This window comes from Paeniroseomonas aquatica, assembly GCF_030409335.1.
Taxonomy (GTDB): domain Bacteria; phylum Pseudomonadota; class Alphaproteobacteria; order Acetobacterales; family Acetobacteraceae; genus Belnapia; species Belnapia aquatica.
Genome location: NZ_JAUFPN010000197.1, coordinates 150,608 through 164,393 on the forward strand (window position 1 = coordinate 150,608; position 13,786 = coordinate 164,393).

At 71.4% G+C, this 13,786-nt stretch carries 16 protein-coding genes; 11 read left to right on the top strand and 5 right to left on the bottom strand.

Annotated features, from left to right (window positions below):
- Positions 1–16: 16 nt before the first annotated feature.
- Entirely contained in the window at positions 17–817 is an 801-nt protein-coding gene (locus tag QWZ14_RS25870) for a DUF58 domain-containing protein (protein ID WP_353959343.1), read from the bottom strand.
- A 71-nt stretch (positions 818–888) separates the two neighbouring features.
- Positions 889–1,917, bottom strand: coding sequence for an AAA family ATPase (locus QWZ14_RS25875; protein WP_290319890.1), 1,029 nt, complete (start codon positions 1,915–1,917; stop codon positions 889–891).
- Between the two features lie 208 nt (positions 1,918–2,125).
- Between QWZ14_RS25875 and QWZ14_RS25880 the strand changes: the two genes are divergently transcribed.
- From QWZ14_RS25880 to QWZ14_RS25900, 5 genes are read left to right on the top strand one after another with little or no spacing between them, the layout of a single operon-like run.
- Positions 2,126–2,740 (top strand): DUF1285 domain-containing protein, encoded by a 615-nt coding sequence (locus QWZ14_RS25880; RefSeq protein WP_353959344.1) that lies wholly within the window; start codon positions 2,126–2,128, stop codon positions 2,738–2,740.
- Positions 2,737–3,324: a CoA pyrophosphatase gene (locus QWZ14_RS25885; protein WP_290319891.1), complete on the top strand. Its 588-nt coding sequence runs from the start codon at positions 2,737–2,739 to the stop codon at positions 3,322–3,324. Before QWZ14_RS25880 ends, QWZ14_RS25885 begins: the two co-directional genes overlap by 4 nt.
- 27 nt (positions 3,325–3,351) lie before the next feature.
- A complete protein-coding gene (locus tag QWZ14_RS25890) occupies positions 3,352–3,603 on the top strand; it encodes a hypothetical protein (RefSeq protein ID WP_290319892.1) in 252 nt (83 codons plus the stop codon).
- 38 nt (positions 3,604–3,641) lie between these two features.
- On the top strand, positions 3,642–4,862 hold the full coding sequence (locus QWZ14_RS25895; protein ID WP_353959345.1) for a CCA tRNA nucleotidyltransferase: 1,221 nt from the start codon (positions 3,642–3,644) through the stop codon (positions 4,860–4,862).
- Between the two features lie 9 nt (positions 4,863–4,871).
- A complete protein-coding gene (locus QWZ14_RS25900) occupies positions 4,872–6,638 on the top strand; it encodes an ABC transporter ATP-binding protein (protein WP_290319893.1) in 1,767 nt (588 codons plus the stop codon).
- A gap of 25 nt (positions 6,639–6,663) precedes the next feature.
- Here QWZ14_RS25900 and QWZ14_RS25905 read toward each other — a convergent pair whose 3' ends face one another.
- Positions 6,664–7,521 carry a DMT family transporter gene (locus QWZ14_RS25905; RefSeq protein WP_290319894.1) on the bottom strand — a complete coding sequence of 286 codons (858 nt, stop codon included), beginning with the start codon at positions 7,519–7,521 and terminating at the stop codon, positions 6,664–6,666.
- 75 nt (positions 7,522–7,596) lie between these two features.
- On the opposite strand from QWZ14_RS25905, the gene QWZ14_RS25910 reads away from it, so the two are divergent.
- Positions 7,597–7,911, top strand: coding sequence for a DMT family transporter (locus tag QWZ14_RS25910; RefSeq protein ID WP_290319895.1), 315 nt, complete (start codon positions 7,597–7,599; stop codon positions 7,909–7,911).
- Positions 7,912–7,935: 24 nt separating this feature from the next.
- Here the strand turns inward: QWZ14_RS25910 and QWZ14_RS25915 are convergent, their stop codons facing one another.
- On the bottom strand, positions 7,936–8,067 hold the full coding sequence (locus QWZ14_RS25915) for a hypothetical protein (protein WP_290319896.1): 132 nt from the start codon (positions 8,065–8,067) through the stop codon (positions 7,936–7,938).
- A 153-nt stretch (positions 8,068–8,220) separates the two neighbouring features.
- Between QWZ14_RS25915 and sdhC the strand changes: the two genes are divergently transcribed.
- The 5 genes from sdhC to QWZ14_RS25940 all read left to right on the top strand — a co-directional run bounded on the left by sdhC (position 8,221) and on the right by QWZ14_RS25940 (position 13,413).
- Positions 8,221–8,667: a succinate dehydrogenase, cytochrome b556 subunit gene (sdhC, locus tag QWZ14_RS25920; RefSeq protein ID WP_290319897.1), complete on the top strand. Its 447-nt coding sequence runs from the start codon at positions 8,221–8,223 to the stop codon at positions 8,665–8,667.
- A gap of 11 nt (positions 8,668–8,678) precedes the next feature.
- The gene (sdhD, locus tag QWZ14_RS25925) at positions 8,679–9,080 is read left to right on the top strand and encodes a succinate dehydrogenase, hydrophobic membrane anchor protein (RefSeq protein ID WP_290319898.1); all 402 of its coding nucleotides are present in this window, start codon (positions 8,679–8,681) and stop codon (positions 9,078–9,080) included.
- 31 nt (positions 9,081–9,111) lie between these two features.
- On the top strand, positions 9,112–10,923 hold the full coding sequence (gene sdhA, locus QWZ14_RS25930; protein ID WP_290319899.1) for a succinate dehydrogenase flavoprotein subunit: 1,812 nt from the start codon (positions 9,112–9,114) through the stop codon (positions 10,921–10,923).
- 69 nt (positions 10,924–10,992) lie between these two features.
- Complete coding sequence (locus tag QWZ14_RS25935; RefSeq protein WP_290319900.1) at positions 10,993–11,775, top strand: succinate dehydrogenase iron-sulfur subunit; 783 nt, start codon at positions 10,993–10,995, stop codon at positions 11,773–11,775.
- A gap of 75 nt (positions 11,776–11,850) precedes the next feature.
- Entirely contained in the window at positions 11,851–13,413 is a 1,563-nt protein-coding gene (locus tag QWZ14_RS25940; protein WP_290319901.1) for an ABC transporter substrate-binding protein, read from the top strand.
- Here the strand turns inward: QWZ14_RS25940 and QWZ14_RS25945 are convergent.
- Positions 13,410–13,748: an acyl carrier protein gene (locus QWZ14_RS25945; RefSeq protein WP_290319903.1), complete on the bottom strand. Its 339-nt coding sequence runs from the start codon at positions 13,746–13,748 to the stop codon at positions 13,410–13,412. The genes QWZ14_RS25940 and QWZ14_RS25945 overlap by 4 nt on opposite strands.
- Positions 13,749–13,786 lie beyond the last annotated feature (38 nt).

The window sequence follows — 13,786 nt, forward strand, 5'->3', positions numbered from 1 at the left end:
CACCATCTGGTGCCTATCACTCCGGTGCGAGGGCCTGCCACAGCGCCAGCAAGGCCTGTGCCGCCGGTTGGTCGGTCCGGTGCGTCAGGAAGCCCCAGCCCGCCGCGGCAGCGATGGCGGCGACCCCGGCGCGGTGCTGGCGCAGCCGCTCGGCATAGGCGCCGCGCACCGTCTCCACCCGGGGGACCAGCACGCCAGCCTCGCTGGCCCATTCGAACAGGACGCGGCCGCTGTAACTACGGTTGCTCTCGCCGAGGGTTTCCTCCTCCGGGTCCAGCACCTGCAGGATATGGCCCCGCACCGGACGGGCGGCCAGGGCGGCGACCGCTTGGTGGATCTCCTCGAGCGGGGCGAGGAAATCGCCGATCAGCACCGCCCGCGCGTGCCGCGGCAGGCTGGGATCGCTGGGCGGCAGGGAGCGCGACTTGCTGACCGCCGTGACCGTCTCGACCAGCGAGGTCAGGCCGGCGCGGCCGGCATGGCTGCGGCCGGGACCGCCGATCAGCCGCACCCGCTCGCCGCCGCGCAGCACCAGGGAGGCAAGCGCCGCCAGCAGCAGGTCGGCCCGGTCCCGCTTCGACGGGCGCCCGGGGGCGGAGGTCCATTCCATCGACCGGGAGGCATCGGACCAGAGCGCGACCGTCTGCGCCGCCTCCCATTCGGTCTCGCGGATGAAGAGGCGGTCCGACTTGGCGCTCTGCCGCCAGTCGATCCGGGTGGCGCTGTCGCCCGGCAGGAAGGGCCGGAACTGCCAGAAGGCATCGCCCTGTCCGGACCGGCGGCGGCCATGGACCCCCTGGAGGACCGTCGCCGCCACCCGGTCGGCGGCGACGACCAGCGGCGGCAGCCGGGCGCCGAGTGCCTCGGCGCGGAGGGTCCCGGCCGCGGTCAGCCGATCCGGCCCTTCAGCGTGGCGATCACCTCGGCGAGCTGGATGCCGTCGGCGCGGGCGGAGAAGGTCAGCGCCATGCGGTGGCGCAGCACCGGCTCGGCCAGGGCCAGCACGTCCTCGACCGAGGGGGCGAGGCGGCCGTCTAGTACCGCCCGGGCGCGGGTCGCCAGCATCAGCGCCTGGGCGGCGCGCGGGCCGGGGCCCCAGGCGAGCTGGCGGCGGATGGCCTCGACCGGCGAGGTCTCCGGCCGGGCGCCGCGGACCAGGGTGAGGATGGCGTCGAGCACGCTCTCGCCCACCGGGATGCGGCGGATCAGCGCCTGCGCCGCCATCAGCTCGGCCCCGTTCAGCACCTGGGCGGGGCGGGCCTCGCGGGCGCCGGTGGTGGCCAGCAGCATGGCGCGCTCGGCCGCCTCGTCCGGGTAGCCGACCTCGACCTCCAGCAGGAAGCGGTCGAGCTGGGCCTCGGGCAGGGGATAGGTGCCCTCCTGCTCGATCGGGTTCTGCGTCGCCAGCACGTGGAAGGGGCCCGGCAGCGGATGGACCTGGCCGGCGACCGCGACGCGGTGCTCCTGCATCGCCTGCAGCAGGGCGGACTGGGTGCGCGGGCTGGCGCGGTTGATCTCGTCGGCCATGAGCAGCTGGCAGAAGACCGGGCCGGGCAGGAAGCGGAAGGCGCGCTGGCCGCGGCCATCCTCGCCGGGCACCTCGTCCAGCACCTCGGAGCCGATGATGTCGGCCGGCATCAGGTCCGGGGTGAATTGCACCCGCTTGGCATCGAGGCCCAGCACCGCGCCCAGGGTCTCGACCAGCTTGGTCTTGCCGAGGCCGGGGACGCCGACCAGCAGGGCATGGCCACCGGACAGCAGGGTGATGAGCGTGTGCTCGACCACGGCTTCCTGGCCGAAGATGACACGGCCGACAGATCGGCGGACCTGGCCCAGCCTTTCGCCCAGCCGTTCGACCTCCGCCACCATGGTTGCAGGGTCATTATCGCCCAATGCTGCGTCCGCCACTTCAATCATCCCAGGCATGATCCCTATATGGCTTTCCGCGCACCGAAGACGAGATGGCATTCGCCCGGCGTCCGAAGGCGTCCCCGGACCGGTTCACGGGGCAGGAGTTCGGGTCAGCCTATGGCGTCGCAGGGCATGGACAAAGCAGTGAATGACCTTGGGCAGTGAATGGACTGAGGGTCATGGCCGCGAGTGGCCGGGCCATAGGGAGGGTGGCATGCAGGACGGGGTGATCGGCCAGGCCGTCGTGCAAGGCCCGGAAGGGCATGGCCCCGGCGGACGCGGTCCGGCCGGGCGCGGGAAGGCCCGGCCGAGGCCCGAGCCGCAGGACTTCCGGATGCGGATCGACCGCAACGGAACCTGGTATTATCAGGGCAGTCCGATCAACCGTAAGGAGTTGGTCTGCCTTTTCGCCAGCGTGCTGCGGCGCGAGCCGGACGGCAGCTACTGGCTGGAGACGCCGGTCGAGCGTGGCCGGATCGAGGTGGAGGACGCGCCCTTCGTCGCCGTCGAGATGTGCTGGAAGCACTGCGACTGCGGCGACGGGCGGGCCAGCCAGTGCCTGAGTTTCCGCACCAACCTGGATGAGATCGTGACCGCCAACGCGGAGCATCCTATCCGCATCCACCTCTGCCCGAAGACGCGGGAGCCGCGGCCCTACATCACCATCCGGCCGGGGCTCGAGGCCAAGATCAACCGCGCCGTCTTCTACGAACTGGTCGCGCTGGGCGAGACCGAGATGGTCGACGGGCGGGAGATGCTCGGGGTCTGGTCCGAGGGGGTCTTCTTCCCGATCGACGAGACCCGGGCGCTGGATACCGCCGCCGAGTGACTCCGGCCGAGATCGCCGGCCGGCTGCGCGACCCGGCCGCCCTGGCGCTGGCCGGCCCGAGCGAGGCCGACGGCGCCTGGGCACTGCGCCCCGAGCGCATGATCGCCGCCGCGGTGCTGGTGCCCATCGTGCTGCATCCGCAGCCGACCGTGCTGCTGACCCTCCGCTCGGCCAGGCTCTCCGCGCATGGCGGCCAGGTGAGCTTCCCCGGTGGCCGGATCGAGGCCGGGGAGACGCCGGAGGCGGCCGCGGTGCGGGAGGCGGCCGAGGAGGTCGGTCTCGACCCGCGGCTGCCGGAGCTGCTCGGGCGGCTGCCCGAACATGCGACCGGCACCGGTTTCCGCATCATCCCGGTGGTCGGGCTGGTGCCGGCGCCGTTGCTGCTGACCCCCGACGCCGGCGAGGTCGAGGAGCCCTTCGAGGTGCCGCTCTCGCTCATCCTCGATCCGGCGGCGCCGGAACGCCGGCATGGCGAATGGAAGGGCCAGCGGCGGGAATTCTGGGTATGGCCGCATGACCGGCACTACATCTGGGGGGCCACCGCGGCGATCCTGGTGAACCTGGCCCGGGTGCTGCGGGGCTGAATCGTTGCGTCGGATGCCGGAGGTGCCTTGCCCTATCTCATCGAGTTTCTGTTGTTCCTGACGCCCTTCGCCGGCTTCGGGCTGTGGCGGAAGCTGAATCCGGGCCGCGAGGTGCCCGGGGCCGTGGTCTGGCTGCTGCTGGCCGGCGTCGGCCTGGGCATGGCGGGGGCGGTCTTCTATGCCCGTTCGGTCCGCATCGAGGCCGATGAGACCTATGTGCCGGCCCGGCTCGGGGTGGATGGGCGGGTGGTGCCCGGGCGCGGGGCGCCGCCGCGGTGACCGGCGATGCGGCCTGCGGCCCGGCGGGAGATCCGCCGGTGGCGCGGATCGCGCTGCCCGTGGCGCTGCGCCAGGGCGCGCCGGCGGCGGTGCTGGCCGCCCTCCCCGGGTCCCGGGCGGTGGGCGGCGCGGTGCGGGATGCGCTGGCCGGGCTGGCGCTGCACGACGTCGACGTGGCCGCGCCGCTGCCGCCGGAGGAGATCTCGGCCCGGCTGCGGGCCGCAGGGCTGAAGGTCTTCGAGACCGGGCTGGCGCATGGCACCGTCACCGCCGTGCTGGACCACGAGCCGGTCGAGGTCACCAGCCTGCGGCGCGACGTGGTCACCGACGGGCGCCATGCCGAGGTCGCCTGGACCGAGGACTGGCGCGAGGATGCGGCCCGGCGGGACTTCACCATCAACGCCATGTCGCTCTCGGCCGGCGGCGCGCTCTGGGACTATTTCGGCGGCCGGGCGGATCTGGCGGCCGGCAGGGTGCGATTCGTCGGCGAGCCTTGCATAAGATTGCAGGAAGATTATCTTAGGGCGCTGCGTTTCTTCCGCTTCCAGGCCCGCTACGGCCGGGGCGCGCCGGACCAGGAGGCGGTGGCGGCGATCCGCGCGGCGGTGCCCGGGCTGGCGCGGCTCTCGGTCGAACGGGTCTGGATGGAGCTGAAGCGGCTGCTGGCGGCACCGGACCCGCGGGAGGCGGTGGCGCTGATGGCCGAGACCGGGGTGCTGGGCGCGGTGCTGCCCGAGGCCCAGCCGCCGCAGCTGCAGGACCTGGGCTGCCTGGTGCGCGCCGCGGCGCCGCACGAGCCCGTTCTTTGGCTGACCGTCCTGCTGCCGCCGGCGACGGCGGATCTGGCGGGCGACATCGCCCGGCGCCTGCGCCTGTCGGGTGAGGAAAGGGACGATCTGGTCCACCTCCATACGGAGCTGGCATCGCGTCCCTTCATCCCCGACCGGACCGAGCCGATGCGCCGGCAATGGTATGCGACCCGGACAAGCCAGCGAATGGCCCTGCTCGAGGCATGGCTGGCCGAGGCGCGGGACCAGCAGGATCGCTCCGCCTTGCGGCGCTGGATCGAGCAGACCCCTTTCCCGCGGCTGCCGGTGATGGGGCGCGACGCGCTGGCCATCGGCATCGGTCCCGGACCGCAGGTGGGCCGGCTGCTCAAGGCGCTCGAGGCCTGGTGGCAAGCCGGTGGAGGCACCGCCCCGCGCGAGGCCTGCCTCGCCAAGCTCCGCGAATTGGCCGCCGCCGAACCATCCGGCTAAACCGGCGGCATGGCCCTCGACCCTGCCTCCTCCCGCCTCCTCATCGCCCGCCTGGCGCGCGACTACCTGGCCCGGCACCGCCGCGGCATCGCGCTCGCCGTGGTCTGCACCCTGGCGCTGGCGGGGCTGACGGCGCTCTATCCCATCGTCATCCAGCAGGGCTTCGACCGCTTCTCCGCCGGGGACACCTCGATCGCCTGGCTGATCCCGCCGGTGATCATCGTGGTCACCTGCCTCAAGGCGCTGGCGCAATACGGCCAGGCCGTCGCGGTGCAGGCGGTGGTGCTGCGGGTCATCGAGGGCATCCAGGGCGACCTGTTCCGGGCGCTGACCCGGGCCGACCTCGCCAGCGTCACCCGCGATGCCCCGGCCCGGCATGCCAGCCGCTTCACGGTGGATGCCTCCGCCATCCGGGAGGCGCTGACCAAGTCCATCAACGGCGCGGCCGACGTGCTGACGGTGGTCGGGCTGATCGCCTCGATGGTCTGGCTCGACTGGCAGATGTCGCTGATCGCAGCCGTGCTCTACCCGATCGCCATCGTGCCGATCCTCAAGCTGGGCAAGCGCATCCGCCGCGCCTCGGGCGGCATGCAGGAACGGATGGGCCAGACCGCGGCCGAGCTGACCGAGAGCTTCGGCGCCGCCCGTGTCGTCCGCGCTTACCGGCTCGAGGCGCAGGAGGAGGCCCGGGCCGGGCGGACCTTCGCGCAGCTGCGGGAGGCGCTCTTCGGCATCGCCCGGACGCGGGCCAGCCTGGACCCGATGCTGGAGGCGCTGGGCGGCATCGCCGTCGCCGGCGTGCTGGCCTTCGTCGGCTGGCGGGTGGCGCAGGGGCAGGGGACGGTCGGCGAGTTCACCGGCTTCGTCGCGGCGCTGCTGATCGCCTCCCGCCCGGTCCGGGCGCTGGGTTCGTTGAATGCGGCCCTGCAGGAGGGGCTGGCCGGGCTGTCCCGGGTGTTTGCAGTGATGGATACGCCGCGGCGGGTGCTGGATGCGCCGGGGGCGCAGCCGCTGCCGGCCGGGCGGGGCCGCGTCGAATTCGCCGAAGTCGGCTTCCATTACGAGGGCACGGCGGAGGCGGCGCTGGAAGGGCTCAGCTTCGTCGCCGAGCCGGGCGAGACGGTGGCGCTGGTCGGGCCTTCCGGCGCCGGCAAGTCGACGGCGCTGGCGCTGGTGCCGCGGCTGCACGACGCGACCGCGGGCGCGGTACGGATGGATGGCGCCGACCTGCGCGGGGTGACCCTGGCGAGCCTGCGCGATGCCATCGCCTATGTCGGCCAGGATGCGGTGATGTTCGACGACACGGTCTTCGCCAATATCGCCTGCGGCCGGCCGGGGGCGACCCAGGCGCAGGTCGAGGATGCGGCACGGGCGGCGGCCGCGCACGACTTCATCGCGGCGCTGCCGCAGGGCTACGCGACGCCGCTGGGCCCGGCCGGCGGGCGGCTCTCGGGCGGGCAGAAGCAGCGGGTGGCGCTGGCCCGGGCGCTGCTGCGGGACCCCCGCGTATTGCTGCTGGATGAGGCGACCAGCGCCCTGGATGCGGAGAACGAGGCGCTGGTCCAGGCCGCGCTGGCCCGGCTGCGGCAGGGGCGGACCACCCTGGTCATCGCCCACCGGCTGGCAACCGTCAGGGAGGCCGACCGGATCGTGGTGATGCAGGCGGGCCGCGCGGTGGAGCAGGGCAGCCATGCGGCGCTGATGGCCGAGGATGGCCTCTATGCCCGGCTGGTCCGAACCCAGTTCGGCGCGCCCGAGCCCGAGAAGGTCGCCTGACGCGGAGAAGCGACCGCCGGCCGCCTCAGCCGGGCGCGGAGCGCCGCAGCAGCAGCAGCCCGCCGAGGGCGATGAGCAGGGCGCCGGCCAGCGCTTCCGGCGGCGGCAGCCGGCCGAACAGCATGGCATCCATCGCCAGGGCGAAGACCAGCCGGGAGTAGTGCCAGGGGGCGATGGCCGAGACCTCCGCCCGCTGCACCGCGGCCGAAAGCGCCGCCAGGGCCGCCGTCTGCACCGCGGTGAAGACCAGCACCAGCGCCAGCACCGGCCAGGCGGGCCAGCGCCAGACCACCAGCGCGGGCAGGGCCAGCAGCACCACGCCGGCGATGGCGCCCTGGACCATGGCGTCCTTGGCATCCGCCACGCCGCGCAGCCGGCGGACCAGCACCTGGTAGAGCGCATAGGACAGCGCCGCGGCGATCGGCACCAGGGCGGGCCAGCCGAACAGGCTGCCGCCCGGCCGCAGCATCACCAGCATGCCGGCGAAGCCGAGGCCGACGGCCAGCCAGCGCCGCGGCGGCACCGCCTCCCGCAGCAGCAGGGCGCCGCAGGCGGTGAGGATGATGGGGCCAGAGAAGCCCAGCGCCGAGGCTTCCGTCACCGGCAGCAGCGCATAGCCGAAGACGCTGATGGTGGTGGAGGCGATCAGCGCCAGCGCCGCCAGCCGCTGGTCCCAGGCCCGCGGTGGGGCGGCGGCATGGGCCCAGGCGGCGGCCGGGGCGGGCCGGCCGAGCGACAGCCCGGCGGCCGTGGCCAGCACCAGGGCGCTGCGGAGGAAGGTGATCTCCAGCGGGTCGAGCTCGGCCGTGAGCAGCTTCGCCAGGGCATAGCCGATGGCATAGAGCAGGTTGCAGAGCAGGGCGAAGAAAATGGCAGTGGTCATCGGCCCCGCGCTGCGTTTGCTGTCGCATCAGGGCGCGCCGGCCGGGGGTGCCTGTCAAGCCGGGGTACGAATGATATGGCATGGGTGTGGCTGGCGATCGCCGGCAGCCTGGAGGTCGTCTGGGCGGTGCTGCTGAAGTACACCGAAGGGTTCAGTCGGCTCTGGCCGAGCCTGGCAACCGTCTCGGCCATGGCGGTCAGCTTCTACTGCATGTCCCGGGCGCTGCAATTGCTGCCGATGGGCACGGTCTATGCCGTCTGGGTCGGCATCGGCGCCGCCGGCACCGCCATCTGGGGCATGGCGGTGGAGGGCGACCCGGCGAGCGCCGCGCGCATCCTCTGCCTGGCGCTCATCCTGGCCGGAGTCGCGGGGCTGAAGCTCTCGGGCTAGGCCGGTGGAAGGGTGGGCCTCGGCTCACCGCAGGCCCTTCCAGACCGCGATCGCCGCCGCGCTGGCGACCAGCAGCTTGTAGAGCACGTCCAGCACGGGTTGCAGGCGCTGGGACAGCGGCCGGCGGGGCGGCTGGGAAGACGGGGAATCGGCCATGGGAAAAGGATAACATTCCTATAGCCTGCTAGGCCAGTCTTCCTTCCACGGTCCCGTGCAATTGACGCTTTGCCGCAGGGCACAATAAATACCCGGAAGACGAGGCGCGCCGCAGCCGAAGCGGCGCCCTGCACCCCCGGAGTGGATCACCCTATGTCCATCATGAAGGACAATCGCGAGGCGACCATGGCCGGCCGCCGGTCGGACGGCTCGGCGGTGAAGCGGCCCCTGTCACCGCATCTGCAGGTCTACGACATGCTGCAGATGACCAGCGCGCTTTCGATCAGCCATCGGATCACCGGCATCGCCTGGTCGTTCGGCGTGGTGCTGCTGGTCTGGTGGCTGGTGGCCGCCGCCGGCGGCCCCGAGGCCTTCGCCCGGGTCCAGTGGTTCATGTCGTCCTGGCTGGGGCTGCTGGGCCTGTTCGGCATGACCGCGGCGGCCTGGTTCCATACCCTGAACGGGGTGCGCCACCTGGCCTGGGATGCGGGCTACGGCTACGACATCCCGACCACCTACCGCTCCGGTCGCATGGTGCTGATCGGCACCGCTGTGCTGACGGTGCTGACCTGGGTCATCGCCGTCATCGCCTGGGCCTGAGGAGCACGACCGTGGCTACCAACGAACATACTGCTGAAACCGTCCTCCGCTCCCCGCTCGGCCGGGTCCGGGGCCTGGGCTCCGCCAAGGGCGGCACCCATCACTGGTGGCTGCAGCGGGTCACCTCGATCGCCTTGCTGCCGCTGACCATCTGGTTCGCCCTGGCCGCGGCATCCCTGGCAGGGGCTTCCTATATCGATACCGTGGCCTGGATCGGCCGGCCCTGGAATGCCGTGCTGCTGCTGGCCACCATCGGGCTGACCTTCCACCACACCGCCTCCGGCCTGCAGGTGGTGATGGAAGATTATGCCAACGTGGAATGGGTCAAAGTGGGTGGCATTCTGGCGATCAAGGCCATCTGTATGATGCTGGCGCTCGCCTCGGCGCTCGCGGTCCTGAAGATCGCGGTCTGACGGGCGCCCTGGATATGAACGGATCGATGCGATGAACGCCATCACCATGCCAAGCCGCGGTGCCTACCGGATCGTCGACCACACCTATGACGTGGTGGTGGTCGGTGCCGGCGGCGCCGGGCTGCGCGCCACCTTCGGGATGGGGGCTTCCGGCCTCAAGACCGCCTGCATCACCAAGGTCTTCCCGACCCGCAGCCACACCGTGGCGGCCCAGGGCGGCGTCGGCGCCGCGCTCGGCAACATGGGCGAGGACGACTGGCGCTGGCACATGTACGACACCGTCAAGGGGTCGGACTGGCTGGGCGACCAGGACGCCATCGAATACATGTGCCGCGAGGCGATCCCGGCGATCATCGAGCTTGAGCATTACGGCGTGCCCTTCAGCCGCACCGAGGATGGCCGCATCTACCAGCGGCCCTTCGGCGGCCACATGCAGAACTACGGCAAGACCCCGGCGATGCGCGCCTGCGCCGCGGCCGACCGCACCGGCCATGCCATCCTGCACACGCTCTATCAGCAGTCGCTGAAGCACAATTGCGAATTCTTCGTCGAGTACATCGCCCTCGACCTCATCATGGATGAGGAAGGCGTCTGCCGCGGCGTCACCGCCTGGTGCATGGAGGATGGCAGCATCCACCGCTTCCGCGCCCAGCAGGTGGTACTGGCGACCGGCGGCTACGGCCGCGCCTACTTCTCCTGCACCTCGGCCCATACCTGCACCGGCGACGGCAACGCCATGGCGCTGCGGGCCGGGCTGCCGCTGCAGGACCAGGAATTCGTGCAGTTCCATCCGACCGGCATCTACGGCTCGGGCTGCCTGGTGACCGAGGGCGCCCGCGGCGAGGGCGGCTACCTCACCAACTCCGAGGGCGAGCGCTTCATGGAGCGCTATGCCCCGACCGCGAAGGACCTCGCCTCGCGCGACGTCGTCTCCCGCGCCATGTCGATGGAGATCCGCGAAGGCCGCGGCGTCGGGCCGCAGAAGGACCACATCCACCTGCACCTCGAGCACCTCGGCGCCGACCTGCTGCATGAGCGCCTGCCGGGCATTTCCGAGACGGCGAAGATCTTCGCCGGCGTGGACGTGACCAAGGAGCCGATCCCGATGCTGCCGACCGTCCATTACAACATGGGCGGCATCCCGACGAACATCCACACCGAGGTGCTGAACCCGATCCCCGGGGACCAGGACCGCGTGGTCCAGGGTCTCATGGCGGTGGGCGAGGCGGCCAGCGTCTCGGTCCATGGCGCCAACCGGCTCGGCACCAACTCGCTGCTCGACCTGGTGGTGTTCGGCCGTGCCGCGGCGCATCGCGCGGCGGAGAAGCTGAAGCCGGGCGCCTCGCAGCCGGCGCTGCCGGCCGGCGCCGGGGAGAAGTCGCTCGACCGCTTCGACCGCGTCCGCAACGCCAAGGGCGGCACCCCGGTCGCCGACCTCCGCGCCAACATGCAGCGCACCATGCAGACCCATGCCGCGGTGTTCCGCACCTCGGACCTGCTGCGCGAGGGCGTGGACAAGATGAAGGCCATCCAGGCCGGCTACGGCGACATCCGCATCGCCGACCGCAGCCTGATCTGGAACAGCGACCTGGTCGAGGCGCTCGAGCTCGACAACCTCATCGGCAATGCGGTGACGACCATCGTCGGCGCCGATGCCCGGCACGAGAGCCGCGGCGCGCACAGCCACGAGGATCATCCCGAGCGCGACGACGTCAACTGGATGAAGCACACGCTGGCCTGGGTCGGCGACAATGGTGACGTGAAGCTCGACTACCGCGACGTGAAGATGCGGACCCTGACGAACGAGGTCCAGGTCTTCCCGCCCAAGGCGCGGGTCTACTAGTCGCCGCTTCCGTCCGAACCGCCTGTTGTTTTAGCGCGGGCCCGACCGGGCCCGCTTGGGGAAGCCGAGATGGCCACCTTCACGCTGCCGAAGAATTCCACCATCCAGCCGGGCAAGACCTACAAGGCCGAGGCGGGCGCGACCAACCTGAAGTCCTTCAAGATCTATCGCTGGGATCCGGACAGCGGCGAGAACCCGCGCACCGATACCTATGAGATCGATCTCGACAAGTGCGGCCCGATGGTCCTCGACGCGCTCATCAAGATCAAGAACGAGGTCGACACCACCCTGACCTTCCGGCGCTCCTGCCGCGAGGGGATCTGCGGCTCCTGCTCGATGAACATCGACGGGCTGAACACGCTGGCCTGCCTCAAGCCGATCGAGGATTCGGTCGGCTCGGTGAAGATCCACCCGCTGCCGCACCTGCCGGTGGTGAAGGACCTCGTGCCCGACCTGTCGCAGCTCTATGCCCAGCTCCGCAGCGTCGAGCCCTGGCTGAAGTCCGAGACCCCGCCGCCGCCGGATGCCGAGCGCCGGCAGTCGAAGGAGGAGCGGGTGCAGCTCGACGGGCTGTGGGAATGCATCCTGTGCTTCTGCTGCTCCACCGCCTGCCCGTCCTACTGGTGGAACGGCGACCGCTACCTTGGCCCGGCGGTGCTGCTGCAGGCCTATCGCTGGATCGCCGACAGCCGCGACGAGGCGACCGGCGAACGGCTCGACAACCTCGAGGATCCGTTCCGGCTGTACCGCTGCCACACCATCATGAATTGCTCGCGCACCTGCCCGAAGGGCCTCAACCCGGCGGCGGCGATCGGCAAGATCAAGCAGATGATGGTCGAACGCCAGAGCTGAGGCCGCTGGCGCCCATGCTGCTGGCATGCGGGATGATCTGATGTAGGCTCCCGGGCAAAAGCCCGGGAGCGTTCCATGCTGCGATCCATCCTGCTGGCGACCTGTGCCCTCTGGGCGCCGGTCGCGGGTGCCCAGACCCTGACCATCGGCAATGCCGCCGTGGTCACCACCATCGACCCGCACTACCACAACCTCGGCCCCAACAACGCGCTGGGGATGCAGGTCTTCGACCGGCTGGTCGACCGGGACGGGGCGGCGCGCCCCTATGCCTCGCTGGCCGAGAGCTACCGCGCGCTCAGCGACACGCTCTGGGAATTCCGCCTGCGCCGGGGCGTCACCTGGCACGACGGCAAGCCCTTCACCGCGGATGATGTCGTCTTCACCTTCGGCCGCGCGCCCGACGTGCCGAACAGCCCCGGCGGCTTCGGCGGCTTCCTGCGCGCCATCGCCCGGACCGAGGTGGTGGATAGCCATACCCTGCGCATCCATACCCATCAGCCGCATCCCCTGCTGCCGCTCGACCTCGCCTCGGTCAGCATCATCGCCCGGCATGCCGCCGAGGGCGCGGCGACCGAGGAGTACAACGGCGGCCGCGCCGGCATCGGCACCGGCCCCTACCGGCTCGGTGCTTGGCGGTCGGGCGACCGGGTCGAGCTGGTGCGCAACGAGGCCTACTGGGGCGAGAAGGAGCCCTGGGCGCGGGTCAATGTCCGCTTCCTGCTGAACGACGGCGCCCGCACCGCGGCCCTGCTGGCCGGCGACGTCGACCTGATCGAGCAGATCCCGACCAGCGACCTGGCGCGGCTGCGGCGCGACCCGAAGCTGGTGGTGACGGATATCCCGAGCGTGCGGACGGTGTTCCTCTCCCCGGACTACTCCCGCCCCGGCGCATCGCCGCTGGTCACCGACAATGCGGGCGTGCCGCTGCCGAAGAACCCCTTCCTCGACGTCCGGGTGCGCCGCGCGCTGTCCTTGGCCATCAACCGCGAGGCGCTGGTCGAGCGGGTGATGGAGGGCGCGGCCAAGGCCACCGGCCAGTGGCTGCCGCGCGGCGCCTTCGGCTACAACCCGGAGGTGCGCCCGGCGCCCTTCGATCCTGAGGCCGCCCGGACGCTGCTCGCCGAGGCCGGCTTCCCCGAGGGCTTCCGCCTGACCCTGGCGACGCCGAACGACCGCTGGCCAAACGACAGCCGGCTGTCCCAGGCCGTGGCGCAGATGTGGACCCGGATCGGCGTGCGGACCCAGGTGGATGCCATGCCCTTCGCCGCCTTCGTGCCGAAGCGCTCCCGCCAGGAGCATGCGATGCAGCTCGGCGCCTGGGGCAGCTCGAGCGGGGAGGGGTCGAACTACCTGCTGGCCATCGTCTCGACCTACGACCGGCAGAAGCTCACCGGGGCTTCCAACATGACGCGGCATTCGGACCCGCGCTTCGACGCGCTGCTGGCCCGGGGCGCGGCGACCATGGACGATGCGGCGCGGGAGGCGGTGTGGCGGGAGGCGGTGGCGCTCTATGCCGAGCAGATGCCCATGATCCAGCTGGTGCAGTACGTGAACACCTGGGCGCATCGGCGCGGCCTCCGGCACGAGCCGCGGATGGACGAGCGCACCATCGCCATGGGGATCCGCCCGACGCCCTAGCCCGGCCCCGGATTGGCGGCGTCGCAGGCCGCCGCGAAGCGGTCCGAGATGAATTCGGGGCGCCTGTAGAGGCCCTTCAGCCAGCTGGCGAGCATGCAGAGCTCCTCGAGCCTCAGCACCTCGTCCAGGGTGTCCGGCGGGAAGCGGATGCCGAAGCTCTGGCCGATGATGCCGAGGACATCCTCGACCTGTTCCGGCCCGAGGCCGATCTCGGTTTCGAGCGCGGCATGGCGGGTCAGCCGGGCTTCGTCGATGCCGTATTCGTCGCGGATGACCTTCACGATCCAGCGGAACATGGTCATCCAGCTCTTCACCTCATCGGTCGGTCCGGACATGCCTCAATCGGTACTCGCTGGCGTGTGGGCGCGGCCCC

What these genes read in the sequence shown, in the direction of transcription:
- QWZ14_RS25915 (WP_290319896.1), bottom strand. Translation starts at nt 8,067, where the DNA reads ATGGCCGATTCCCCGTCTTCCCAGCCGCCCCGCCGGCCGCTGTCCCAG.
- QWZ14_RS25900 (WP_290319893.1), top strand. Translation starts at nt 4,872, where the DNA reads ATGGCCCTCGACCCTGCCTCCTCCCGCCTCCTCATCGCCCGCCTGGCG.
- sdhA (WP_290319899.1), top strand. Translation starts at nt 9,112, where the DNA reads ATGAACGCCATCACCATGCCAAGCCGCGGTGCCTACCGGATCGTCGAC.
- QWZ14_RS25880 (WP_353959344.1), top strand. Translation starts at nt 2,126, where the DNA reads ATGCAGGACGGGGTGATCGGCCAGGCCGTCGTGCAAGGCCCGGAAGGG.
- QWZ14_RS25945 (WP_290319903.1), bottom strand. Translation starts at nt 13,748, where the DNA reads ATGTCCGGACCGACCGATGAGGTGAAGAGCTGGATGACCATGTTCCGC.
- QWZ14_RS25905 (WP_290319894.1), bottom strand. Translation starts at nt 7,521, where the DNA reads ATGACCACTGCCATTTTCTTCGCCCTGCTCTGCAACCTGCTCTATGCC.
- QWZ14_RS25875 (WP_290319890.1), bottom strand. Translation starts at nt 1,917, where the DNA reads ATGATTGAAGTGGCGGACGCAGCATTGGGCGATAATGACCCTGCAACC.
- sdhC (WP_290319897.1), top strand. Translation starts at nt 8,221, where the DNA reads ATGTCCATCATGAAGGACAATCGCGAGGCGACCATGGCCGGCCGCCGG.
- QWZ14_RS25910 (WP_290319895.1), top strand. Translation starts at nt 7,597, where the DNA reads ATGGCATGGGTGTGGCTGGCGATCGCCGGCAGCCTGGAGGTCGTCTGG.
- QWZ14_RS25940 (WP_290319901.1), top strand. Translation starts at nt 11,851, where the DNA reads ATGCTGCGATCCATCCTGCTGGCGACCTGTGCCCTCTGGGCGCCGGTC.
- QWZ14_RS25935 (WP_290319900.1), top strand. Translation starts at nt 10,993, where the DNA reads ATGGCCACCTTCACGCTGCCGAAGAATTCCACCATCCAGCCGGGCAAG.